At 56.2% G+C, this 22,126-nt stretch carries 23 protein-coding genes; 13 read left to right on the top strand and 10 right to left on the bottom strand.

Features of this window, described 5'->3' with window-relative positions; genetic code table 11:
* Positions 1-193 precede the first annotated feature (193 nt).
* Positions 194-568, top strand: coding sequence for a helix-turn-helix domain-containing protein (locus DWV16_RS09550; protein ID WP_066458876.1), 375 nt, complete (start codon positions 194-196; stop codon positions 566-568).
* A 219-nt stretch (positions 569-787) separates the two neighbouring features.
* On the opposite strand, the gene DWV16_RS09545 is transcribed toward DWV16_RS09550, so the two are convergent.
* From DWV16_RS09545 to DWV16_RS09515, 7 genes are all read right to left on the bottom strand, one after another.
* Positions 788-1,384 carry an HDIG domain-containing metalloprotein gene (locus DWV16_RS09545; RefSeq protein ID WP_066458878.1) on the bottom strand — a complete coding sequence of 199 codons (597 nt, stop codon included), beginning with the start codon at positions 1,382-1,384 and terminating at the stop codon, positions 788-790.
* A 42-nt stretch (positions 1,385-1,426) separates the two neighbouring features.
* Positions 1,427-2,692 (bottom strand): TRAP transporter large permease, encoded by a 1,266-nt coding sequence (locus DWV16_RS09540; RefSeq protein ID WP_066458880.1) that lies wholly within the window; start codon positions 2,690-2,692, stop codon positions 1,427-1,429.
* Between the two features lie 7 nt (positions 2,693-2,699).
* Positions 2,700-3,203: a TRAP transporter small permease gene (locus DWV16_RS09535; RefSeq protein WP_066460420.1), complete on the bottom strand. Its 504-nt coding sequence runs from the start codon at positions 3,201-3,203 to the stop codon at positions 2,700-2,702.
* 102 nt (positions 3,204-3,305) lie between these two features.
* The gene (locus tag DWV16_RS09530; RefSeq protein WP_118478953.1) at positions 3,306-4,367 is read right to left on the bottom strand and encodes a sialic acid TRAP transporter substrate-binding protein SiaP; all 1,062 of its coding nucleotides are present in this window, start codon (positions 4,365-4,367) and stop codon (positions 3,306-3,308) included.
* 31 nt (positions 4,368-4,398) lie between these two features.
* The gene (locus DWV16_RS09525; protein WP_066458884.1) at positions 4,399-5,088 is read right to left on the bottom strand and encodes a cyclase family protein; all 690 of its coding nucleotides are present in this window, start codon (positions 5,086-5,088) and stop codon (positions 4,399-4,401) included.
* Between the two features lie 105 nt (positions 5,089-5,193).
* Positions 5,194-6,138 (bottom strand): ketopantoate reductase family protein, encoded by a 945-nt coding sequence (locus DWV16_RS09520; RefSeq protein ID WP_066460422.1) that lies wholly within the window; start codon positions 6,136-6,138, stop codon positions 5,194-5,196.
* Positions 6,139-6,471: 333 nt separating this feature from the next.
* Entirely contained in the window at positions 6,472-7,461 is a 990-nt protein-coding gene (locus DWV16_RS09515; RefSeq protein WP_066458885.1) for a LacI family DNA-binding transcriptional regulator, read from the bottom strand.
* Positions 7,462-7,846: 385 nt separating this feature from the next.
* On the opposite strand from DWV16_RS09515, the gene DWV16_RS09510 reads away from it, so the two are divergent.
* The 8 genes from DWV16_RS09510 to DWV16_RS09475 are packed head-to-tail and all read left to right on the top strand — an operon-like array spanning position 7,847 to position 14,390.
* Entirely contained in the window at positions 7,847-8,197 is a 351-nt protein-coding gene (locus DWV16_RS09510; protein ID WP_066458887.1) for a cupin domain-containing protein, read from the top strand.
* A gap of 36 nt (positions 8,198-8,233) precedes the next feature.
* The gene (locus DWV16_RS09505; protein WP_118478951.1) at positions 8,234-9,061 is read left to right on the top strand and encodes an SDR family NAD(P)-dependent oxidoreductase; all 828 of its coding nucleotides are present in this window, start codon (positions 8,234-8,236) and stop codon (positions 9,059-9,061) included.
* Between the two features lie 26 nt (positions 9,062-9,087).
* Positions 9,088-9,750: an aspartate/glutamate racemase family protein gene (locus DWV16_RS09500; RefSeq protein WP_066458893.1), complete on the top strand. Its 663-nt coding sequence runs from the start codon at positions 9,088-9,090 to the stop codon at positions 9,748-9,750.
* Between the two features lie 16 nt (positions 9,751-9,766).
* Complete coding sequence (locus tag DWV16_RS09495) at positions 9,767-10,795, top strand: zinc-binding dehydrogenase (protein WP_066458895.1); 1,029 nt, start codon at positions 9,767-9,769, stop codon at positions 10,793-10,795.
* Between the two features lie 37 nt (positions 10,796-10,832).
* A complete protein-coding gene (locus tag DWV16_RS09490) occupies positions 10,833-11,669 on the top strand; it encodes a transketolase (protein WP_066458897.1) in 837 nt (278 codons plus the stop codon).
* Entirely contained in the window at positions 11,669-12,613 is a 945-nt protein-coding gene (locus DWV16_RS09485; RefSeq protein ID WP_066458899.1) for a transketolase family protein, read from the top strand. Before DWV16_RS09490 ends, DWV16_RS09485 begins: the two co-directional genes overlap by 1 nt.
* A 9-nt stretch (positions 12,614-12,622) precedes the next feature.
* Positions 12,623-13,459, top strand: a complete 837-nt coding sequence (locus DWV16_RS09480; protein WP_118478949.1) for a transketolase — start codon at positions 12,623-12,625, stop codon at positions 13,457-13,459.
* Positions 13,452-14,390, top strand: coding sequence for a transketolase family protein (locus tag DWV16_RS09475; protein ID WP_066458903.1), 939 nt, complete (start codon positions 13,452-13,454; stop codon positions 14,388-14,390). Before DWV16_RS09480 ends, DWV16_RS09475 begins: the two co-directional genes overlap by 8 nt.
* A gap of 83 nt (positions 14,391-14,473) precedes the next feature.
* On the opposite strand, the gene DWV16_RS09470 is transcribed toward DWV16_RS09475, so the two are convergent.
* The 3 genes from DWV16_RS09470 to DWV16_RS09460 all read right to left on the bottom strand — a co-directional run bounded on the left by DWV16_RS09470 (position 14,474) and on the right by DWV16_RS09460 (position 18,151).
* Entirely contained in the window at positions 14,474-15,676 is a 1,203-nt protein-coding gene (locus DWV16_RS09470; protein ID WP_118478947.1) for a hypothetical protein, read from the bottom strand.
* A 116-nt stretch (positions 15,677-15,792) separates the two neighbouring features.
* Complete coding sequence (locus DWV16_RS09465) at positions 15,793-17,133, bottom strand: dihydroorotase family protein (RefSeq protein WP_118478945.1); 1,341 nt, start codon at positions 17,131-17,133, stop codon at positions 15,793-15,795.
* A gap of 31 nt (positions 17,134-17,164) precedes the next feature.
* Positions 17,165-18,151 carry a LacI family DNA-binding transcriptional regulator gene (locus DWV16_RS09460; RefSeq protein WP_118478943.1) on the bottom strand — a complete coding sequence of 329 codons (987 nt, stop codon included), beginning with the start codon at positions 18,149-18,151 and terminating at the stop codon, positions 17,165-17,167.
* A gap of 414 nt (positions 18,152-18,565) precedes the next feature.
* Between DWV16_RS09460 and DWV16_RS09455 the strand changes: the two genes are divergently transcribed.
* The 4 genes from DWV16_RS09455 to DWV16_RS09440 all read left to right on the top strand — a co-directional run bounded on the left by DWV16_RS09455 (position 18,566) and on the right by DWV16_RS09440 (position 22,107).
* On the top strand, positions 18,566-19,267 hold the full coding sequence (locus DWV16_RS09455) for a cyclase family protein (RefSeq protein ID WP_066458912.1): 702 nt from the start codon (positions 18,566-18,568) through the stop codon (positions 19,265-19,267).
* Between the two features lies 1 nt (position 19,268).
* The gene (locus DWV16_RS09450; RefSeq protein WP_066458914.1) at positions 19,269-20,264 is read left to right on the top strand and encodes an NAD(P)-dependent oxidoreductase; all 996 of its coding nucleotides are present in this window, start codon (positions 19,269-19,271) and stop codon (positions 20,262-20,264) included.
* A 4-nt stretch (positions 20,265-20,268) separates the two neighbouring features.
* On the top strand, positions 20,269-21,204 hold the full coding sequence (locus DWV16_RS09445) for an acetamidase/formamidase family protein (protein WP_118478941.1): 936 nt from the start codon (positions 20,269-20,271) through the stop codon (positions 21,202-21,204).
* A gap of 75 nt (positions 21,205-21,279) precedes the next feature.
* Positions 21,280-22,107: an ABC transporter substrate-binding protein gene (locus DWV16_RS09440; RefSeq protein ID WP_118478939.1), complete on the top strand. Its 828-nt coding sequence runs from the start codon at positions 21,280-21,282 to the stop codon at positions 22,105-22,107.
* Positions 22,108-22,126: the final 19 nt, after the last annotated feature.

Genomic DNA, 22,126 nt, shown 5'->3' with positions numbered 1-22,126 from the left:
GCGATCTTTTGGTGAGTAAATTATAACAGATTTTTTTAAAAATAACAATCTTATTTCAGGAATTATGCACATGTTTTTGGCCTTGGCAATCCGGAGAGATGAATCTATAAACTATAGTTCATATAGCTTATAGCACTAATAGGTATGTCAAATTTTCTATTGCCATTGTATTCTTTTTATGGGAGGAATTCGAATGACAATAGGAGAAATTGTTGGACGGAAAATAAAGGAGTACCGAAAGGAGCACAAGATCACACAACTGGATTTTGCCATGGATACCTATATGAGTGTCGCCTATGTAAGCAAATTTGAACGCGGTCTGGTAACCAATCCCACCCAGGCGACCTTGGTGCATATTGCGAATTGTCTCGGCATGACCGTCGAGCAGTTGATTCATGATGATTTTGCGGATGATACGGCTGTGCGGGAGGCAAAAACAGACGCTGATTCTGAGCTTTTTATGGAATGGCTGCGGGTTTACCGGGAAGTTCCGGAATGGAAAAAACGGCAGACCCGTGTCATTATGCACGCGCTGCTGTACAAAGAAAAAGAGGACACCGCCCCGTGAGTTGTACACGGGGCGGTGTCCAGGAGACGATATTAAATTGTATCCTAATAATACCACATTTTCCAGAAATAGCAACTCACTGCAGTACCAGTTCAAAAGGGCATTATAGTTTCATTAGAATATACATAACGGCATCATAGCTGCCGGCGGGCGCGCAAAAAGGCGCTGGTTTCCAGAGGAAACCAGCGCCTAATCTAAATGGAGGATGAATGATAAAAATTAGAGTTTCGGGATATTCAGGTCAAACATGCTTGCCAGCGAGAACCAGGAGCCGTCGTCCGCATAGTGAACCAGGGTTGCATATGCGCTGCGGGTGACAAAACGTCCCTCCGGGGAATGGCAGGCGCAGACATGCACGACTTCTTCCGGAAGCTCAGCAGTGATGGCGATGTAGGTGCCGTATGCCGGATGGCGGGCATTCGGCGCGCCGGTGGTCTTGTGGTTTTCGGCCCAGCGTTTCCGGTTCTCTTTGTTGTACTCGTACGGCTTGCCTACGTCGTGCAGCAGCGCACAGGCGCGCAGCATGTCTTTATCCAGCCCCAGATCCATCTGATAAGCCTTTTCCAAGTTCTCATAGAGGCTCACGGCGTTATAGCCTACCGCGCGGATGTGCATCGACTGGTCGCCCAGCTCGCTCGCTTCCGGCATGCCGGAACCGGGCATCTCTTCAATTTTGGTGAAACCGTTGATCTGGAGTGAGAATGCCCAGGCGTCGATGACCTTCTGGCGCAGTTCTTCATTTTGGATTTCGTTAACCATTGGCAGCGTCTTGACGACGCCGTCACGGATTTCCTGTTTGAGTTCAACTGGAATCATACAGATTTCTCCTTTAATGAATTTTTGTGGAATGGCTCCTGCTTACATCAGCAGGTTCGGCAGCCAGGTGACCAGCGGAGGACAATAGGTGACAATCAGCAGGGCGACAATGTTGATGAATAATAGCGGCATCATCGCCTTTGTTATCTTCTCAAAGGAGAGGCTGCTGACACCAGTCAGGGTGAAGAGCACCATGCCGACCGGCGGGGTGAGCATGCCGATGGTGATGTTGAGGATGCAGATAATTCCGAAATGAAGCGGATCGATCCCAAAGGAGGTGACGACCGGCATGAGGATCGGAACCAGGATGACAAGGGCAGCGAGACTTTCCATGACCATGCCGACCAGCAGCAGGAAGATATTGATCAGGATCAGCGCGACATACTTGTTGCTGATGACGCCGATGAAAAGGGCGGCCAGCTTGGTCGGGACCTGCAGCGCGGTGATGATATAACCGAACGAGTTCGCGCTGCTGACGATAAACAGCACGCTCATCGTGAGCAGGATCGTTTCATCAAGCAGGTCGGGAAGATCTTTGAGCCGCAGGTCTTTGGTGATGAAGCCGAGCGCCAGCGCGTACAGAACCGCGACGACCGAAGCTTCGGTGGGCGTGCAGATGCCGGTCATAATGCTGCCGAGGATGATCAGCGGGGTCAGCAGCGCAGGCAGGGAGCCGATAAACGAATTGCCCAGCTTACGGAACCCTTCAAACGGCGTGCAGGGATAACCGCGTTTTTTGGAGATAATAAAAACGTAGATCATCTGGACGATGGCTAGTGTGACGCCCGGCAGGACGCCGCCGAGGAACAGCTTGCCGACCGATACGCCGCTCGCAACCGCAAAGACGACCGCTGAGATGCTCGGCGGAATGATCGGGCCGATACAGGACGAGGCGCCGGTGACGGCCACGGCGAATTCCTCATCGAAACCGTGGTCTTTCATCGCTTTGATTTCGATTGCTCCCAGGCCGCCCGCATCCGCGACCGCGGAACCGGACATGCCCGCGAAGATGACCGATGCAGCGACATTGGCGTGGCCCAGACCGCCCGGAATCCAGCCGACCAGCTTCTGGCAGAACCCGAAGATCCGGTCGGTGATGCCGCCGCGGTTCATGATATTGCCGGCGAGGATGAAGAAGGCGAGGGCAAGCAGGGTGAACGAGCTGGAGCCCGAAACCGCGCGGGAAAGCAGCATGTCCGGGCTTTCCCCGTTAACCCAGGAATAGATGAGGGAACTGCACAGCATGCAGAAACCAACCGGCATCCGGATGATCAGGAAGCCGAAGAACAGGATAAACAATAATGCCATCCTTCGCTCACTCCTTTCCAGCGCCGCGCGCTTTGCATGTCTCAATAATGTTGGAGAAGGTCTTGATCAGGCGCACCAGGATATAACCGGCCGCGACGATAAAACCGACCAGGATTCCCGCATAGAAATAGCTCTGCTTGAGCCAGGGGATTGTACCGAGCGGGATATGTTTGAAGATGACATATTCGTAGCTCACCTTGACCATAAAAATGGTGCAGACCAGCATTACGGAATTGGAAAGGATGTCGAACAGCCATTTTACAACGGTCGGCACCCGGTCATAAACCAGAGTGAGTTCGATATGTTTGCCGCGGTGGAAGCAGTACCCGATACCCAGAAAGGCGATCACGCCCTGCATCATGGTGACCACTTCATCTGTCCAGATCAGCGGCTTGTTGAAAAGATAACGCATAACGACATGGCAGGAGAGGATCACCACCATCACCGCCAGAATTGTGACAAAGAGCGTTTTTTCAATCTTTAAAAGAGTGTTTTCTAATTTCTTTAACATCATAAGACGCCTTTCTTGTTATCGATTTGGAAAGGGAACGCCTTCCGGAATCCCGGAAGGCGTTCCGTCAGTGATCGATCCTATGCGGATATGATGGTGCGATTACATTGCCTGGATTTCTTCGTACATGCCTTCGATCCACTGATCCTTGAACTGGTCGTACATCGGGGCGATTTTTTCGCGGAAGGAAGCGATGTCGGACTCGATGATTTCGCAATTTTCACCGATCTGGTCGATGTAGGTCTGCTCTTCTTCAACAGCCTTGGTGTTGTGCTCGTCGGAAACAGCTTTGGCGCAGTCATAGATGATCTGAACCTGCTCCTCGGTGAGCTTCTGCTTGGCGGCGTCGCTCATGAAGATGCTGAGCATCTGGAACTGATGATAGGTCAGGTTGAGATAATCCTGGACTTCATAGAACTTCATGGTGCTGATGGAAGCGGGCGGGTTCTCCTGTCCATCGACAGTGCCCTGCTGGAGCGCCAGGTAAGTTTCGTTATAGGCGATCGGAGTCGGGGTTGCGCCGAGGGTGGTGAACGCAGCGATCGGAAGCGGCTCGTTGGCGGCGCGCATCTTCAGGCCAGCGATGTCGGCGGCGGTGTTCAGCGGCTTTTTGGAGGTGGTCATCTGGCGGGCGCCGTAGTAAAGCGGGGCCAGGACATGGACGCTGCAGGTTTCGGCAAGGCCGTCGACCAGCTCCTGATAGGGCTCGCTCTCATAGAATTTGAACAGATGATCGCGGTCACGGAACATATAGAACGCTTCCACGATGGTGAACGGAGTGTAACGCTGGGTATACTGGCCGGTCGCGGAGATATAGAAGTCCACGTCGCCCTTCGAGCAGGCTTCCGCGAGCTCGGTGTTGGTGCCGAGGGTTTCGGACGGATAGACGTCAATCTTGACGGCGCCGCCGGTTTTTTCGTTGACCATCGCGGCAAAGTTCTCAGCGGTGGTATTCACGAGGTGTTCGGTGGACTGGGTGTGGCCCAGACGCAGGGTGATGGTTTCAGCGGACGCTTCGGAGGAAGCCGCGGGGGTGGATGCAGCCGGAGTGGAAGCCGCCGGCGCGGAGGAGGATGCGCTGTTGGAGCTGGAGCAGCCGCCAAATGCGGAAACCATTGCAGTTGCGAGCAGGAGACTCAGAATACGTTTTGAATTCTTTTTCATTTGAAGTTTCCTTTCCTTTTATGACGTTATATTATTCACTGAATTCCTTGAGGCCCTCGATTGCGTAGGCGCGCACGGGGCAGGAATCCAGCCCTTTGATAGGCAGCGGGGAATAGGACATGAAGAATACCCGGGAGGAAAGCTGGTCAAGGTTCTTGAGAACCTCCAGGAACACGATATCCTTTTCCATCAGGATGTCGTGGAAGGCGCAGACGTCCTCGTAGTTGTTCTCGATCGAAACGCCGTCGCCAAACCCGACGCATTTCACCTTTTTGTCGCGGAACCACTCGGCGGTTTCACGGCAGATGAACAGGCGTTTGTCGTCCGGGGTGTTGGTCAACTCGGTGAACGGCGGGATGCGATAGGGGCTGTCCAGGATGACGATGTCGCCCTCCTTTAGAAAGTCGCCGCAGGCTTTTTCCATGTCCGCCGGCATGATGTGGCTGTTCGGCGCGAGATGTTCGATGTTGACGTAGATCGCCCGTCCCATGAAGGTCGTGAGCGGCAGCGCCTGCACATCGGTCCAGTTGTCGTTATGGTGGTACGGGCATTCCACGTGGGTCCCCAGATGGCTGGTCAGATCCATAATGGTGTGGAAATCGGGGATCGGACCGCCCGTGTTGAAACGGGTCAGCCCGCAGCGACGGGTTTCGGTTTTGGGATCCAGAGTTTTGGTCAGGTCGATGACCCGGAGCCCATCGCCAAGTGAATATCCATTCATTTTGTCTCCTCCTTAAGATTTTCTCCTGGCCGCGCCGGAATGATACCTTCTGTTGCCGGCCGCGGCTGAAATAAAAGATCACGCATTGCTGATCTGTTTACGCCGTTATTGTGCGCCTGCGGATTTTTCAGCCGCGGCCGCGTTGAGCGCTTCTTTGGTGTGGACAAGCGCGACAATAAACTCGTGGCAGGGAGCGGGGACTCCATTGCGGCGGCTTGCCCGCACGACGCTGCCGTTGATCGTGTCCACTTCGGTTTTGCGGCCGTCCCGCAGGTCGGCGTAGATCGAGGTGTAGCCGTCGTGCGCCGCTATGATCTGGTTTTTGACGCGGTCCACCACTTCCTCCTCGTCAAAGCCGAGCTGGTCGCCGTTTGCAACCCGGACAGCTTCCCGCAGGAGCTGTTCGGTGAGCGACCAGGCATATTCGTTGTCGGTCAGGAAGCCGAGCTTTGTCTGCAGAACGCCGGTCAGTACGCTTGCCGAAACATTCAAAAACATCTTGTTCCAGATCATCTTGCGGATCTGGTCGGAAAGTTCCGTATCAATGCCGCATGCGGTAAAGCTTTCCGAAATCGGCCGGAGCGCTTCGAGTTCGCCTTCCAGGCGTCCGATCACAGTTTTTCCGCCGCCGCCGTGGTTGATGGTGGAGCGGTCCGAGATCGAGCTGTTGTGCTGGGTGGTGCCGATGATGATCCGTTCAGGCGGAGCGAATTCCCGGAGGACTTCCTCGTGCCCGGAGCCGTTCTGGAGGGTCATCACGTAGGTGGCGGGGCCGATCAGGGCTTTATTTGCCTGCAGAGCGCTGCGGGAAAACATTGCCTTGACAAAAACGATAATCAGGTCGGCCGGCGGCATGCCGGAACTGTCGGTGGTCGCGTGCGGATGTTCGTTTGTCCGCGTCCCGTCCGGGTTGCAGATTGTGATTCCGTTTTGGTTTACCGCATCGACCTTCTGCTGGTCGATGTCAATCAGCGTCACCTCATTTTTCCGGGACAGGTGCCCGCCAAAGAGCATTCCCATTGCACCTGCGCCAAGAATTGCAATCCTCATGAAACATAGTCCTTTCAGTGTGTCTAAGTTTTTCGGCAGTGATCCGATGCGGATCAGCTGTGAAATTTCGATGTGCATCATGAAATCGATAGCACCTTTTGTGCAAAATCATCTTAACAACTTCAAAATCATTTTGCAATAGATTTGCTAATGATTTTTGCAATATGCACTAAAAATTATTGTAAATTTAAGCTAAATTGCCCGAAAATGTATTTTCGGTCTTAATGCCATCGATTTCTCTCTATTTTGAAATGAAACAAAGCTGCAATAGATTTCGCTGAAACTGCAACAAAAAACGCATCCGCGGCACGCGGATGCGTTTGGGACAGGCGATCAGGTGCTTTTGCGCTCGACCAGTTCGGGCAGCAGGACCATTCTGCGGGAAGGCTTCTGGCCGGACAGGGTGTCGATGATGATCCGCGCGGCCATGATGCTCGCTTCGAGGCGCTTATTGTCCAGAGAGGTGAGCGGCGGGGTGCAGATTTCCGCATACATCGAATTGTTTACCCCAACGATCGCGATCTGTTCGGGGACATCAATCTGCTTGTCGTGCAGCGCCTGCAGGCCGCCCGCCGCGAGCAGATCGATTCCGTAGACAATCCCGTCCACATCGGGATGTTCCCGCAGAACCTGGAGGGTCGCTTCGTATCCGCCTTCCAAGGCGTTTTCGGTTCGGTAACTCCATTCGGCGGCGTTGATGTCGAGCGATTCCGCCCCCATGAGATAGCCTTTTTCCTTCAAACGGTTGCTGGGGTTATAGGGCTTGTCGCAGATGAACGCGATCCTGCGCCGCCCTTTTTCGATCAGCAGCTGGACGCAGGACTGCAGCCCGCCCAACTCATCCGAAAGGATCCCATAGACGTTCGGCAGATCGATCCAGCCGTTGATGATTGCGACCGGGATGTCGCTTAGGCACTGCGTGATTGCATCTTTCACCGCGCTGCACTGGAAAATCGAACCCATCATCACGACGCCTTCGACCCGGCGGCGTTTGAGGATGTCGATCGCATTGACCTTTTCGCTGTCCTCGTGCCCGGTGTTGAGGATGATGCAGCAGTAGCCGCGCCCGACCAGCTCCCGCTCGATGTAGTAAGCGCCGTCGGTGTGGTGGATATTGCGGATATCGGCAACGAGGATGCCGATGGTCTTTGAGGACTGGTTCACCAGCCCGCGGGCGATTGCGTTGGGCGAGTAGTTGTTTTCCTCCACCAGACGCAGGATTTTCTGACGCGTTTCGGGATTCACGCCGGGCTTGTTGTTGATCACGCGCGATACCGAGCTTGGTGAGACGCCCACCTGCCTGGCGATATCGTAAATCGTCATGAAATTTAAACGCTCCTTTTTTATGCAGATCCCGGCAGGGGAAAACCCGGTGCTGACTCGATGCCGCTTCTCATCACGGCCCCTTTGCATGGATCTGAAGTTATGCAGTTGATTTTATAATATTATATAAAAATCGCATTGGCAATGAATATTTCAAAATTTTTTTAAAATTCGTCCATTTTACTTAAAACAGACAGTTTTACATGTAAAAGTGATATCGATATCACAATTTGGACTTTGAGAAAACAAAAAGTGTATCCGAAAAAGCAAGAAATATTCTAAAATTTTCAAAAAACCATTGATTTCAGCCAAAGGATGTGTTATTTTAGTCTTGTCGACAGGGTGACATCGATGTCACCCAAATACTTTGGAAGGAAGCAAAATTATGGTTAGAAGAAGCAATGAGAAGCATTCCGAACGTAAGCCGGCGCCGTTTGGCGGCAAAAATGAGATCACTGTCCGCAGCTTGCTCAACGGCCCTGAAGAACTTTATCAGAAAGGCCGTGTTTTCGCGCACACAACCGTTTATCCGGGCAGTGCCATCGGTTATCATGTGCATGATGGCGAGTCCGAGACCTATTATATCCTCAGCGGCAGGGGAATTTTTAACGACAATGGGACCGTTGTTGAGGTCGGGCCGGGAGACGTCACTTTCACCGGCGACGGGGAAGGACACAGCATCGAGGCCACGGGGGACGAGCCGATTGAGATGATCGCGCTCATCCTCTACCGGTAAACCGTCCATACCATAAAACCAAAAGGAGCTGGTCATATGAAGTATACCTTGGAAAATCTGTTCGGTATCAAGGACGAAGTGATCGTCGTTTCCGGCGGCACCGGCACCATCGGGCTGGAGCTGTGCAGAGGATTTGTGAGCCTTGGGGCGAAGGTGGGCATCATCGGGCTCTTCCCGAAGGACTGCGAGGCCGCGGTGGAAAGCCTGCATGCGGACTATCCCGGCGCCGATGTGCTGGCGCTGCCCGCCGATGTGACAAACGAACAGGCGGTCAACGACGCGGTGGATCAGATCCATGCCCATTTCGGAAAGATTGACGGGCTTGTGAACTGCGCGGGCATCAATATCATCAATAGCCTTTCGGCGATCACTATGGCGGAGTTCAACAAGGTCATGGATGTCAACTTCACCGGCATCGTGATCTGCTGCAAATCGGTCGGCCGCTATATGCTCAAAGCGAAAAAAGGCCGGGTGGTGAATATTTCCTCCCTGAGTTCGATCCAGGGAAAGTCCTATTACACCGCCTACGCCGCCAGCAAAGCCGCGATCAACGGCTTTACCCGTTCGCTTTCGATCGAGTGGGCCAAGAAAGGCATCAATGTCAACTGTATCTGCCCGAGCCTGATCGTGACTGACATCAACCGCAAGCAGCTTGAACAGAACCCGGAAAGCTTCCAGAAACGTGTCGCGAGCATCCCGCGCGGCGTGCCGGGACGCACCGAATGGCTGGTGGGGCCGGTGGTGAGCCTGCTGTCCCCCGGCAGCGTCCATGTCACCGGGCAGGCAATCTTTGTGGACGGCGGCTCCTCCGCCGGGGATACCTTTGTGCTCGAGGAGAAACGTTTCGCCGGGCAGGATTCCTAAGAACCAAAGATCAGGAGGTTTTTGTCATGAAGAAGATAGCCGTCATTTTTACTTCGTTTGGCCCGCTGGTCAACAACTTTAAAAAGATTCTGAACGACACGCTCGAGGACTGCGAGCTGATCTGCATCGCGGACGACAGCCTCATCCGCGACGTCATGCGTACCGGCGCGCCGGACGAAAACGTGGAGAAGCGCACCTTCCTGCATATCGAAAGCGCAATCGCGGCGGGCGCGCAGATGGTGGTCATTGCCTGCTCTTCGGTTGGGCAGGTCGCCCAGGCGGCGGATGCGAAATACTCCGTCCCGGTGATCCGTATCGACGACGCCATGGCCATGCGCGCTGTTGCCGCCGGCGGGAAGGTCGGCGTAATCGCAAGTCTGGAAACCACCATCGAGCCGACAGTGAAGCTGCTGCGCCAGAAAGCGGAAGCGGCCGGCAAGGATGTGGAGATCATCAGCCGGGTGGCGCAGGGCGCATATCAGGCGCTCGGCTCCGGAGACCCCGAGACCCACGACAGGCTGGTCACTGAAGCCGCGGAGCAGCTCGCGAAGGAAACAGACGTCATCCTGCTCGCGCAGGGTTCGATGGCGCGGCTGGACGAGCCGCTCAACAAAGTGATCCCGGTGCCGGTGCTCACCAGCCCTAAGAGCTGCGCGCTGGCGGTCCGTGAGATGCTCAAAAGCTTATAAGCAGGGGGAATCGCAAATGAAAGCTTTCGTGATTGAAGGCAAGGATTGTTCCTATTTTGCCGACGTCGAGGAGCCGCAGCTCAAAGACGCACATTCGGTCAAAGTGCAGGTTGAATCCTGCGGAATCTGCGGCACCGACATCAAGATTTTTGAAGGGAAGCATTCCCAGTCGGTGGGCGCGAAACGCATCCCCGGACATGAATTTGCCGGCGTTGTCACAGAAGTGGGCAGCGGCGTGAAAAGCCTCAAGGTGGGGGACCGGGTCGTGCATGAGCCGATTGACTACTGCGGCACCTGCTACGCCTGCCGAAAAGGACAGGGAAATGTTTGCAGCAGCCTGCATGTGACCGGCTGCAACATGAGCGGCGGCATGGAGGAATACTTCGTCGCGGGCGAACACCAGTGGCACAAGCTTCCGGACTGGATCAGCTGGGACGAAGCTGCGCTCATCGAGCCGTACACCATCGCGGGGCAGGTCTGCTCGCGTGCCGAGCTCGAGCCGGAGGACACAATGCTCATCCACGGCGCGGGGCCCATCGGGCTCATGCTGGCGGACACCGCCATCCATATGGGCGCCACCGTCATGATCAGTGAGGTCAGCGACGGGCGGCTCGCGCTCGCAAGGGAAATCGGCGCGCAGCATGTTATTGACGCGAAGAAAGAAGACGTCAATGAAAAGGTGATGGAGATCACCGAAGGGGTCGGTCCGAACATCGTGTGCGACTGCGCGGGCATCCCCAGATTTGCCGAGGACGCGTTCAAAATTCTTTCCCCGGCCGGGCGGTTTGTCCCGGTGGCAGGCGTGCCGTTTACCTGTGACGGATACATCGCGATGCGCAAACAGCTTAAAATCGTCGCCTCGCGGCTGCAGATGCACCAGTTCGTGCCGGTCATCTCCCGATTCAAGCTCTACCAGGAGCACGCGCGGCGGATGATCACCGATGTGTTTGATTTTGCCGACACCCAAAAGGCGTTCGAACACGCCGCCGCGCGTCTGCCGCAGACCGGGAAGATCGTGCTGCGCTTTCACAAGAATCCCGGCTGAGCGTCCTATAGGCAAACTGTTTTGAGAGGAGAATACTATGCCGTTGACTGAAACGCGCGTCCAGGAGCTGGACGCCTTATGTAAACAATTCCGGATCGATACGGTCGAACTGCTGCATGCGGTCCAGACCGGCCACGCGGGCGGTTCGCTGTCCGTCTGCGAAATCCTGGTCACGCTCTATATGGAGTGCGCCAACATCACGCCTGAAAACCAGCATGACGCGGGGCGCGACCGTATCGTGCTCTGCAAAGGGCACGCGGCGCCGATGCTCTACCGGTGCCTTTGTGAAAAGGGCTTCTTCCCGAAAGAAGAGATGAAGACCCTGCGCCAGCCGGGCAGCCGTCTGCAGGGGCATCCCTGCTCGAAAAAGACCCCCGGCGTGGAGCTTTCCACCGGGCCGCTCGGTCTGGGGCTTTCCGCCAGTGTGGGTATGGCCTGCGCGAAAAAGCTCTCGAAGGCGGGCGGATACATATTCCCGGTGCTCGGCGACGGTGAACTCAATGAGGGAACCGTTTGGGAGGCGGCGATGTCCGCCGCGAAATTTGCGTGCGACAACCTGGTCGCGATCGTGGACTGGAACAAGGTCCAGCTCGATGGTTTGGCCAAAGACGTCATGCCGATCGGCGATCTGGCCGCGAAGTGGGCGAGCTTCGGGTGGAAGGTCTACGAATGCGACGGGCACAACATCGCCCAGCTTTATAATGCGATCGAAGCCGCTAAAAATGCAGCCGATCCCATGCCGCGGGTCGTGCTTGCAAATACCATTAAAGGCAAAGGCGTCTCCTTCATGGAGGGGACCAACAAATTCCACGGCAAAGCCATCACCGATGAGGAATATGAACTGGCGATGCGCGAACTAAGGGGGGCGAAATAATGCCGCAGGCTTTACGTGATGTATATGGAGAGTCGCTGCGCAAATACGGCAAGGCGAATGAAAAGGTGGTCGTGCTCGACGCGGATCTCGCCACCAGTACAAAATCGGTCCTTTTTGCACAGGAATGCCCCGACCGGTTCTTTGACGTCGGGATTGCCGAAGCCAACATGGTTTCGATGGCCGCGGGCTTCGCGAGCAGCGGCTACATCCCGTTTATCAACACCTTCGCCACCTTTGTGGCGAGCATCTGCGCCCTGAGCGCCAAGAGCCTGATCGCCTATTCCGGACTGAACGTCCGGCTTATCGGTGGAAATAACGGGTTGACCGGCGGCTATGACGGAGCGACCCATCACAGCTTCGACGATATCAATGTCATGCGCGGCATCCCCGGTATGCTGGTGATGTCCCCGAGCGACCCGGTTATGGTGGACTGGATGGTCAGGACGCTCATCGAAGATTACAACGGGCCGGCTTATGTGAGCCTTTCCCGCAGCGGATATGACCCGCTTTATCAGCCGGGAGAAAGCTTCACCATCGGCAAGGCGAAACAGCTGCGCGACGGCGCGGACCTTTCGATCTTCGCGTACGGGCTTTCGGTTTACCGTGCGAAGAAGGCGGCCGAAGAACTGGCCGCGGAGGGTATTTCAGCACGGGTTTACGATATGTTCACGATCAAACCCCTCGACTGTGAAGCGGTGCTCGCGGCCGCGCGCGAAACCGGCGCGATCGTGACCGCGGAGGAGCATTCGATCCTCGGCGGGCTTGGCACCGCGGTTGCGGAGACGCTCGCGAAGAACCGTGTCTGCGTCCCGCTTGAAACGGTCGGCATCCGCGACTGCTTCACCGAAAGCGGCGCCTATGAAGATCTGGTCAGGGAGTTCAAAATCGACGTGGATTCGATCAAGCAGGCTGCCCGGGACGCGGTTTCGGAAAAGGGAAGGTGAGGGATCACAATGGATCAAAAGGTCAGAGAACTTTATAAAATCAGCTATGAGCTGCGCCAAAAAGCGGTGGAGATGGTCAACCACGCCAAGACAGGGCATATTGCGCCGAGCCTTTCGATGGCGGAGATGGTCGCCACCCTGTATTTCGACATCCTGAATGTCGATCCGGCCAACCCGCATTGGCAGGACCGCGACCGGTTTGTCCTCTCGAAAGGGCACGCCTGCCCGCTCTACTACGCGGCGCTCGCGAAACGAGGATTTTTTCCGGAGGAGGACCTGATGCAGTACCGGATGCTTGCGAGCAAGCTACAGGGCCATCCGGACATGCGCAAATGTCCGGGCGTCGACATGACGACCGGTTCGCTCGGCAACGGCGTTTCGGCCGCGCTGGGCATGGCGCTGATTGGTAAGAAGGATCACAGGAATCACTGGGTCTATGCCATTGCGGGCGACGGCGAAATCCAGGAGGGGATCGTCTGGGAGGCGGCGCTCTACGCGGGCAACGCGAAACTCGACAACCTCATCCTCTTTATCGACAATAACGGATTGCAAAGCGGCGGTTCGGTTGCTTCGATCCAGGATCTTGGTGATTTGGAGGCGCGTTTTTGCGATTTCAAATGGGATACCCAGGTCATCGACGGCCACGATATCGAGGCGATCCGCCGCGCGGTCGAGACCGCGAAGCAGCGCAAGGGCACCCCTTCGGTCATCATCGCCAAGACCACGAAAGGCAAGGGCGTTTCGTTTATGGAGAACCAATACCTTTGGCACATGAAGGCGCCGAACGCGGAAGAATACCGAATCGCAATGGAAGAACTTGGAAAGGCGGTGGAACAGTATGCCTGATATGGTTTCTACGCGCACCGGTTTTGGGCAGGGCGTGATGGCGCTCTCCGAAACCTGCGATAAAATCCTGGTTGCTTCGGCGGACACTTACCGTTCGTTCGCGCTGGGCGAATATGCGGGCAAATATCCCGACCGTTACTTTGAATTCGGCATTGCCGAACAGAATATGATCACCGCCTCCGCCGCAATGGCGAGCGAAGGCTACACCGTCTTTGCGGTCGGCTACAGCCCATTCCTTTCGATGCGCGCCGCCGAACAGATCCGCACCTTCGTAGCCTACCCAAACCTGAATGTTAAGGTTGTGGCGGGCTTGGGCGGTCTTTCGGGCGACACCGACGGCGTCACCCACCAGGGCACCGAGGACCTTGGGCTCATGCGTACCATCCCGAACCTCACGGTCGTCTGTCCGGCGGACGCTGTGGCGGCAAAGGCATTTGTGAAGCTGGTTGCGGAAATTGATGGGCCGGTCTACCTGCGGCTTGGCCGCGGCGCCACGCCGGTCATCTATCCCAAGGATCAGCAGTTTACCCTTGGCAAAGCAGTCTCGGTGCGCGACAACGGCAATGACCTGGCGATCATCGCCGCGGGCCCGTGCGTCGGGGAAGCGGCAATCGCCGCCGACCGGCTGCGGGAAAAGGGCGTGTGCGCGAAGGTGTTGGATATGCACACGATTAAACCCCTTGACACCGAAGCGCTGGAAGCCGCTTTCGCCTCCTGCAGGAGGGTCATGACCGTCGAGGACGGCACCATATACGGCGGGCTTGGCAGCGCGGTGCTCGAGTACATCGCGGAAAGCGGCATCGCCATGGAAAGCTGCAAACGGCTCGGAATGACCACTTTCGGCACGGCGGGTACCCTGCCGGAGCTGCTCGGATATTTCGGCATCGACGCCGCGGGAATCGAAAAACAGGCGCTCGCAATGCTCAAATGAGCTTTCTCCTACATTCTTGATATACGAAAAGGCTGTCCGCGTCCCGTTTTTCGGGACGCGGACAGCCTTTTTCCATGGTTTGTTCAGGGATTTGCGGGAAGATAGGCGCAGCGAAAGCCAATCCGTTCGGCCCGGTATTCCGGCCGGTGCGCGAGGTTCAGCCAGAAGATCCCCGCGCTCTGTCCATGGTACCAGTGGCCGCCGCGCAGGGCGGCCATCTCCCCGTTATTGCGAAAATACAGGTCGCCGGGCGCGCATTTTTCATCAGAAGGGAAGATGCAGGCGATCCGCAGGATTTCCGGGACATCCACCCCGGAAAGCGCGGTGAAGTCGCAAAAACGCATATGCCCGTAGGTTTCGTCCACGCCGGGCGTTTCGTGCATGTAGTCCTCCTGCTGGTAGCGCCGCGCGTCCGAAAGCGCGAACGCGGGCGTGCCGCCGGCGGGCGGCGGGGCCGCGGTGTAGTCGAAATGCAGGGCATATTTCGCATCCGGCGGGACGGGTTCCCCCGTTGGCAGGAGGGCATGCCAGTACGGGCTGCCGCGCCGCTGGGCATCCGAGCTGGCGTCAAGCGCTTCCGGCAGCAGCAGCAGTTTTCCGTCGCGCATCCGCAGTCCGCCCACCCATTCCGCGACGTTTCCGTTCAGGTCGAAAATGCCGTCCAATGTGCCGTCATGCGACCAGGCGGCGGGTTCGCTGCCGGTGAGGACCCGGGAAGGCCTTCCGTCCGGCATGAAAGCCGCCGGTTCGCCGCATTCTTCGGGACGGGCGCAGTCGGCCCCATAGCGGTTGTTTCCGCGCGGGTCCAGCGAATGGGCGCGGCACCAGAGCGCGAGTCCCGCCCACTCAAAGTTGCTCATCAGATGCCAGCCCTTGCCTTTTTCGGCGCAGCAGGCGAGGGCTTCGTCATAATTGATGAAGTTTTTGATGTCGCGGCCGGGCAGGCTGTAGGCGAGGCCGTCCTCCATCGTGTTCTGATATTTGGAAAGGTATATATAGTCCGTGCCGTCCGCAAACATCGGGTGCGGGCGGTGCTCAGCACCCGGCAGCACTTCGTCAAGATAAAATTTCGGCACGCGTACCATGAGCGAAGGCCTGCCCGAGCGGTCATAAAGCAGGGTGTTGCGCGAACCGGTCAGCCGCTCCACAATCTCCTTCACGGGCAGGCCGCAGCGCAGGCACTTTTCGAGAAGCGGCAGGCTGCCGGTATTTTCCGCATATGGAACCGCAAAATTCCGGAGGATTTCCTGTTCCATACCGGCGGGATCTTTCGGTGGAATCCGCATTGTTTTCAGTCCTTTTGGTTCGGTAATGGAATCAGTATACCGCGTTTTCTGTGCGAAAGCAAACGGACGGGCGCGGCGGCAGTGCCGCCGCGCCCGTCCGTTTGGGGGATTTGCTATTATACGCCGGCGCGTGCGGGGACAAAATCTCCGGCGTTTTTGTCGGTGAGCGTCCCGTCGCGGAAAACTTCCCTGCCGCGCACAAAGGTGCGTATTACCTTTCCGATGAGCCTTTTTCCTTCGTAGGGATATTTTGCGGATTTGTTGTTATAAAAGGTGTCCGCCGCGGAAAATTCCCACTCGGCATTTGGATCGAGCACCGCGAAGTCCGCGTCCAGCCCCACTTTGATAGAACCCTTGCGCGAATCGAGCTGAAAGGCTTTTGCCGCGTTGGCGGAGGTGATTTCAGCAAGGCGGCAAAGACTCATTCCGCGCTTGCGGACCCCCTCGCTGTAAAGCCCGGGCAGAATGAGGTCAAGCCCGGGGAATCCGCCAGGCGCCTGCCAGAAGCCCTTTTCCTTCTGCGTTTCGGGATAGGCGGCATGGTCGCTGCCGATGATGTCTATTTCTCCGGAGAGCACCTTCTCCCACAGCCCCTCCACCAGCGCGTGGGAGCGGATCGGCGGGGCGCATTTGGCGTAAGCGCCGCAGCGGATGACGTCTTCGTCGGTCAGCAGCAGGTAATGCGGGCAGGTTTCCGCGAAGATCCGCCCGCCGCGGCGGCGGAACATTTCGACTGTTTCCACAACCTCGGGCGCGGAGATGTGGCAGACATGGACCCGGACGCCTTCGTGCAGCGCCGCGGCGCATAGCCGGGAAACAGCCAGAACTTCCGAAACCACCGGGCGGCTGTCGCTATGTGCCTGCGGGCCGCAGCCCGCCGCGCGCAGGGCGGCCGTCCGCGCGGCGCAGATACACTCGGTTTCGGCATGCACGCCGACCAGTGTGCCGGATTCCTTCACCTGCGCGAACAGCTTGAGCAGATCCTCGTCGGTAAAAAAACGGTAGTCCCCCGCGTCGCTCAGAAAGACCTTGAATGCGGCTGCGCCGCAGGCGATAAGCTCCTGTGCCTTTTCGGGCGCCTGAGGGGAAATCCCACCCCACAAGGCAAAATCGACAGCAGAAGTGCTGTTGATCTCTGCGACGCGTTTGGAAAATACCCCCGCGTCCATCACGTAAGGCATCCAACCGGAGGTCGGCATTTCGATCAGGGTGGTCACGCCGCCGCTTGCGGCCGTATACGAGCCGGATGCGATGTCCCCGCAGTAGGTGACATGGGCGTGGCTGTCGATTACACCGGGGAAGAGAATTTTTCCGCGCAGTTCATAGGATTTTTGGGCGGCCGCGCCGCTGCCCGCGGGAAGTATGGCAGCAATTTTCCCATCCCGCACGGCCACGTCGGCAGGATCAGCCGCATCTGGCAGCACGACACATGCGTTCTGAAAAACGGCGTCAAACATGAAAACAGGCTCCTCTCTTTTTACAGTTCTATCAGGTCGTGCCGCCCAGGAACAGGGAAGGCGCGATGTAAACAGGTTCGGTGGAAACGGGCGCGCCGCTGATGCAGGCGATAAGCCGCTCGACGGCTACATTCGCCATAACTTCCGCGTTGCCGTCGATGGAGGTCAGAAACGGCGCGGAGATTTTACCGTAAGCGAGATTGTCAAATCCGGTGACCGAAATATCCCCGGGGATGTTGAAGCCGTACTGCTGCAAAGTATAGAGGACCCCCATTGCGAGCAGGTCCAGGCTGCATACCACGGCATCAAATTTTAAACCGCTTTCAATCGCGCGTTTCGCGGCCGCGCAGCCGCCGTCGAAATCATCCGAGGGCGCGAGGAACACATGCGAATCGTCAAACTCCACCCGCAGGTCATCAAGTTTTTCACGGAATCCCTGAAATTTGCGCTGGCTGGCCAGCGTGTTGCTGAAATCCACATAGATCGGTTTGCGGCGTCCGGTGCGGTAAAGGTGATCTGCCAGCAGCTGCATCCCGGCAGACTCGTCGCAGATGACCGTGAGGACGTTGGGCAGGTCGATCTCGCCGTTATACATGAGGACCGGCTGCTGGGAGAAATGTGTTTGGATAAATTCCCTAACCTGTGGGGTGCTCATCGACGAACCGACAAAGATCAGCGCGTCCAGCCGCTGCTGCAAAATCAGGGGATAGAGCGAATCCCCCTTGGTGCCGGCATTAAAGATGACCGCATTGTAATTGTTTTTGCTGAGCAGGTCTTCCAGGTAATAAACAACGTTGGCACGGTAAAGGTTGCGGATATCGTCGACGACGATTCCGACCATGTTCATCGAATTCAGGGCCAGCCCGCGTGCAATCGCGTTGGGGGAGTAGTTTGTCTCCGCAAGGACGGACATCACCTTTTCGTAGGTTTTGGCGCTGATGTTCGGCTTGTTGTTGATGACACGGGAAACGGTCGCGGCAGAGACTTTTGCCTTCTTGGCGACTTCGTAAATGTTCATGTCGGTAAAATCCCCTTCTTTTCCTTCTGGACGGCATTTTTCTTAATTATAGCAAAACCGGGTAAGGATTTCAATAATTTTAACCGTTTTCAATTTCGTTAATAAAAATATATATGCAAATTCGAAAAAAAGCAAACAAAATATTAGTGAAATCTAAAAAATTGTTGATATTGGATAGCGAATGAATTGATTTATTTGCATATTTAACAAAAATTCAGTTTTATTAAAATAATTATTGTCTTTTTAAAAATTAGCTTTATAATGAAATTGTTGCAGGCGGTTACAAAATGTTTGCCAAAGGTTGTGGAGAAAAAGGAAAATACAAAAAATGAAGCAAGAATTTTTGAATGTGCTCCAAATGTTTTCTCTGTATTTGAAAGCGGTTAAAGGACAAAGCTTGGAGGTATCGTCCAGATGCGGATTGTCGATTTATCAATGCCAATCATAAGCAATATGCTCGCCAACCGGGACTTTGCTGGAAACGTCTACCTGAATATGGTCACCCATGAGGACTCCAAAGCCTTTGGAAGCGGCGCGCCGGACGATCCGTTCACTTCGGCATGGAATTACATCGGCATGACCGAACACACTGGCACCCATGTCGATGCTTTCTTCCACATGGATCCGCAGGGCCTTTCCGTGGACGAAATGCCGCTCGATCTCTTCTTTGGGAAAGCGGTTTGTCTGGATTTACGGCAGATCCCGCCGCGCGGCACCGTTACAGTTGCGGATGTTCTGGCGGCGCAGGAGAAGGCCGGCGTCAAGATCGATGGGCACATCGTCCTCTTCTGCACCGGTATCCATAAAAAATATTACCCCTCTGACGACCTGCTGCGCATGAACCCGGAGATCTCCGCGGAGGTGGTGCGCTGGCTCGCAAAGCACGGCTCCCGGATGCACGGGGTGGAAGGCCCGTCGACCGATATACTTGACAAAAAGCTGTTTCCCAGCCACCGGGCCTGCCGTGAGCTGAAGCTGGCGCATTATGAGTGGCTCGTGAATCTGGAAGAGCTTTTGGGAAAGGGCGAGTTCATGTTCTATGGGGTTCCGCTGCGCTTAAAAGGCGGATCCGGTTCCCCGGTGCGTGCCTTCGCCGTAATTGAGGAGGGAAACTGAGATGCAGGTTCTTTTGACAGGCGGGACCGGTTTTGTGGGGATTAACATTGCCGAAGTTCTTGCCGGGGACGGCCATCAGGTCGTCGTCTATTCAAAACGCCCGATGATTCCGCAGGCGGCGCAAATGCTGTCGGAAAAGCCCGGCAGGGTCGTGTGGGAAGAGGGGGACGTGCTTTCGGAGGAACGCATTGCCGAGGTGATGGAAAAGTATGGGATCGACTTCGTGGTGCATGCAGCGGCAATCACCCCAAACAGGGATCGTGAAAAGGAGCAGATGCGCACCGTTTTGCAGGTCAACTGCCTGGGAACACTCAATGTTCTGAACGCGGCCGCCAAACACAAAGTGAATCGCTTTGTTTACATAAGCTCGGTTGCGGTCTACGGAGATTCGGCGCAGCAATACGACCCTGTTTTTGAAGATGTAGTAAAGAATCCCCGAAGCACCTATGAAACCAGCAAATTTGCGGCCGAGCGCCTGGTGCGGCGCTATGCCGAGCTGCACGGGACCGACGCGGTTTCACTGCGGCTGGGGGATGTGTTCGGCGCGTGGGAATACCGCACCGGCGTGCGCGATACGATGAGCGCGCCATGCCAGGCGGTTTACCGGGCGCTGCGGCATGAGAAGGCGGTGCTCTCAAAACCCGGCGCAACCGGCTGGATTTACGGGCTTGACACCGCGCTTGCAGTGAAGGCCGTGCTAGAAGCGAAAGAACTTCGCCACTTCGCTTATAACTGCGGTGGCGTTTCGCGATGGCCGGTTTCGGACTTCTGTGAACTGCTGAGGACCTATATCCCGGACTTTACATATGAGATCGACCCGGAGAAAGAGCCGAATGTCAGCTTTTTCAGCGTGCCGGACAATGGGATGTTCGATATGTCCCGATTGGAGGAGGACGCCGGGTTCAGGCCGGTTTACGATTTTGAACGCGCAACGGCGCATTACATGGAATGGGCGCTTCGATATCCGGAGCTGACCCTCACCGAACCGAAGAGGTGAACGGATGAGCACCTACAAGCTTTTTCCATCTCGAGCGGCGCTGCGCGGTTCACTTTCGAAGGATTATCCGCCGGTTTTGACCGTCAACCCGGGCGATACAGTGGCCTTTCAGACGCTCGAAGCCGACTGGCGCATCCGGGAAACCGATTTTAAAGCCTCTGAAGAAGGGGACTTTTTTACTCAGCGTACCGAACGCGACGCTGGGCACGCGCTTTGCGGGCCGGTCGCAATACGCGGGGCGAGGCCCGGCATGGCGCTGGCGGTCACCGTTGAATCGATCGTGCCGGACACTTGGGGCTGGAGCCGGGTCGGCGGCGGAGATCCTGACCATCTCAGGCGCATCGGCTTTTCCGGGGCAGAATATTTTCTGCGCTGGCAGATCGATGTGGAAAACAGAGTCTGTGTGAGCCAAAGAGGCCATCGGGTACGGATGAATCCATTCATGGGCGTGTTTGCGGTGGCGCCGGCAGAGGTTGCGTCCGCGCGTACCCATCTGCCCGATCGGTTCGGCGCGAATCTCGACTGTAAAGAGATCGTACCGGGCAGTACCCTCTACCTGCCGGTTTTCGCGGAGGGCGCGCTTTTTTCCACCGGCGACGGTCACGCGGCACAGGGGGACGGCGAATGCGGATGCACCGCGATCGAGTGCCCGATGCGCGAAGTGCGCTTACAATTTGGGCTCTCCGACTGGGAGATCGAGCGGCCAGTCTGCAAAACCCCGGCCGGATGGATCACCTTCGGTTTCGCGGAGGATCTCACCGACGCGGCATATATCGCGCTCAGAGACATGGCAAAACTGATGCAAAAGCTTTTCGGTTATTCCCCAAAGGAGGCGCTCGCGCTTTGCAGCGTGGCGGTGGACCTGCGGATCACACAGATTGTGAACGGGCGGCGCGGCGTACACGCCATGCTGCGGGAAGATGCGATTCTGAAGCCGTGAGAGCGGTTTTTTGGAATAGAGAATGGCAACCCCAAAAATAAACCGGTCCTGCCGGTAAAATTTAGGAGGATTCAAATGAAAAAGGCAGTCTCTCTTTTGCTTACCCTCATGTTGGCGCTGACACTGTTGTTCTCAGGCTGTGGGAGCACCACCGAACCGGCGGCATCCGGAGACGCGAGCGGCGGCGCCGCACAGAGCAAAACAGCCACGGCGGCGGACGGCGCGCAGCTCAAGGAAGTGAGCCGCGAAAAGACCCTGATCTGGGCGGTTCCTGAACTGCCAAACGGCTGCGACAATGAGTTCCAGTACACCGCTGAGGCGCAGGAACTCGAACGTAACCTCTACGATTCCCCGCTTGCGTTCGAGACCTATTACGACGAGTCAACCGGCTTTATCCTGCCAAATTATGAAAAGATCGTCGGCTCGCTGGCGGAGTCCTGGGAGGTCAGCGAAGGCGGACAGGTTATTACCCTGAAATTCCGTGAGGGCGTCATGAGCCACGCGGGCAACGAGCTGACCGCGGATGATTTCATTTACAAATGGCAGCGCGGCTTCAACGTCATGGGCAACACCGGTACCTTCGGCGCCCAGAGCCAGCAGCTTCACAGCATGGACCAGATCGAGAAGATCGACAAGTACACCGTCAAGATCACCATGGACGCGGCCAACCCGATCGGTGAGGCCTTCCTGACCCATGTCTGCGGTCTCATCCTTGACAGCAAGGAATTCCAGGCGCATCAGACTGCGGAGGACCCCGACGCAACCGACTGGGCCTCCACCCATGCTTCCGGCTTCGGCCCTTGGAAACTGGTTGAATACACACCGGGTACCCGCGTTGTTCTCGACCGCTTCGATGACTACTGGGATAAAGAATGTGCATGTTATAAATCAAAAATCCTTTAGCTGGATGGTCAGGGAAAAG

It is taken from the genome of Anaerotruncus sp. AF02-27 (genome assembly GCF_003465835.1).
GTDB lineage: Bacteria > Bacillota > Clostridia > Oscillospirales > Ruminococcaceae > Anaerotruncus > Anaerotruncus rubiinfantis.
The sequence above is the reverse complement of the archived record's forward strand: the minus strand, read 5'-3'. Positions and strand labels throughout refer to the sequence as shown.

Bases quoted from the DNA above. Each gene is read 5' to 3' on its own strand.
- DWV16_RS09550 (WP_066458876.1), top strand. From the start codon at position 194: ATGACAATAGGAGAAATTGTTGGACGGAAAATAAAGGAGTACCGAAAG.
- DWV16_RS09480 (WP_118478949.1), top strand. From the start codon at position 12,623: ATGGATCAAAAGGTCAGAGAACTTTATAAAATCAGCTATGAGCTGCGC.
- DWV16_RS09485 (WP_066458899.1), top strand. From the start codon at position 11,669: ATGCCGCAGGCTTTACGTGATGTATATGGAGAGTCGCTGCGCAAATAC.
- DWV16_RS09450 (WP_066458914.1), top strand. From the start codon at position 19,269: ATGCAGGTTCTTTTGACAGGCGGGACCGGTTTTGTGGGGATTAACATT.
- DWV16_RS09525 (WP_066458884.1), bottom strand. From the start codon at position 5,088: ATGAATGGATATTCACTTGGCGATGGGCTCCGGGTCATCGACCTGACC.
- DWV16_RS09545 (WP_066458878.1), bottom strand. From the start codon at position 1,384: ATGATTCCAGTTGAACTCAAACAGGAAATCCGTGACGGCGTCGTCAAG.
- DWV16_RS09470 (WP_118478947.1), bottom strand. From the start codon at position 15,676: ATGCGGATTCCACCGAAAGATCCCGCCGGTATGGAACAGGAAATCCTC.
- DWV16_RS09455 (WP_066458912.1), top strand. From the start codon at position 18,566: ATGCGGATTGTCGATTTATCAATGCCAATCATAAGCAATATGCTCGCC.
- DWV16_RS09465 (WP_118478945.1), bottom strand. From the start codon at position 17,133: ATGTTTGACGCCGTTTTTCAGAACGCATGTGTCGTGCTGCCAGATGCG.
- DWV16_RS09540 (WP_066458880.1), bottom strand. From the start codon at position 2,692: ATGGCATTATTGTTTATCCTGTTCTTCGGCTTCCTGATCATCCGGATG.
- DWV16_RS09510 (WP_066458887.1), top strand. From the start codon at position 7,847: ATGGTTAGAAGAAGCAATGAGAAGCATTCCGAACGTAAGCCGGCGCCG.
- DWV16_RS09440 (WP_118478939.1), top strand. From the start codon at position 21,280: ATGAAAAAGGCAGTCTCTCTTTTGCTTACCCTCATGTTGGCGCTGACA.
- DWV16_RS09535 (WP_066460420.1), bottom strand. From the start codon at position 3,203: ATGTTAAAGAAATTAGAAAACACTCTTTTAAAGATTGAAAAAACGCTC.
- DWV16_RS09445 (WP_118478941.1), top strand. From the start codon at position 20,269: ATGAGCACCTACAAGCTTTTTCCATCTCGAGCGGCGCTGCGCGGTTCA.
- DWV16_RS09460 (WP_118478943.1), bottom strand. From the start codon at position 18,151: ATGAACATTTACGAAGTCGCCAAGAAGGCAAAAGTCTCTGCCGCGACC.
- DWV16_RS09500 (WP_066458893.1), top strand. From the start codon at position 9,088: ATGAAGAAGATAGCCGTCATTTTTACTTCGTTTGGCCCGCTGGTCAAC.
- DWV16_RS09505 (WP_118478951.1), top strand. From the start codon at position 8,234: ATGAAGTATACCTTGGAAAATCTGTTCGGTATCAAGGACGAAGTGATC.
- DWV16_RS09530 (WP_118478953.1), bottom strand. From the start codon at position 4,367: ATGAAAAAGAATTCAAAACGTATTCTGAGTCTCCTGCTCGCAACTGCA.
- DWV16_RS09490 (WP_066458897.1), top strand. From the start codon at position 10,833: ATGCCGTTGACTGAAACGCGCGTCCAGGAGCTGGACGCCTTATGTAAA.
- DWV16_RS09515 (WP_066458885.1), bottom strand. From the start codon at position 7,461: ATGACGATTTACGATATCGCCAGGCAGGTGGGCGTCTCACCAAGCTCG.
- DWV16_RS09475 (WP_066458903.1), top strand. From the start codon at position 13,452: ATGCCTGATATGGTTTCTACGCGCACCGGTTTTGGGCAGGGCGTGATG.
- DWV16_RS09495 (WP_066458895.1), top strand. From the start codon at position 9,767: ATGAAAGCTTTCGTGATTGAAGGCAAGGATTGTTCCTATTTTGCCGAC.
- DWV16_RS09520 (WP_066460422.1), bottom strand. From the start codon at position 6,138: ATGAGGATTGCAATTCTTGGCGCAGGTGCAATGGGAATGCTCTTTGGC.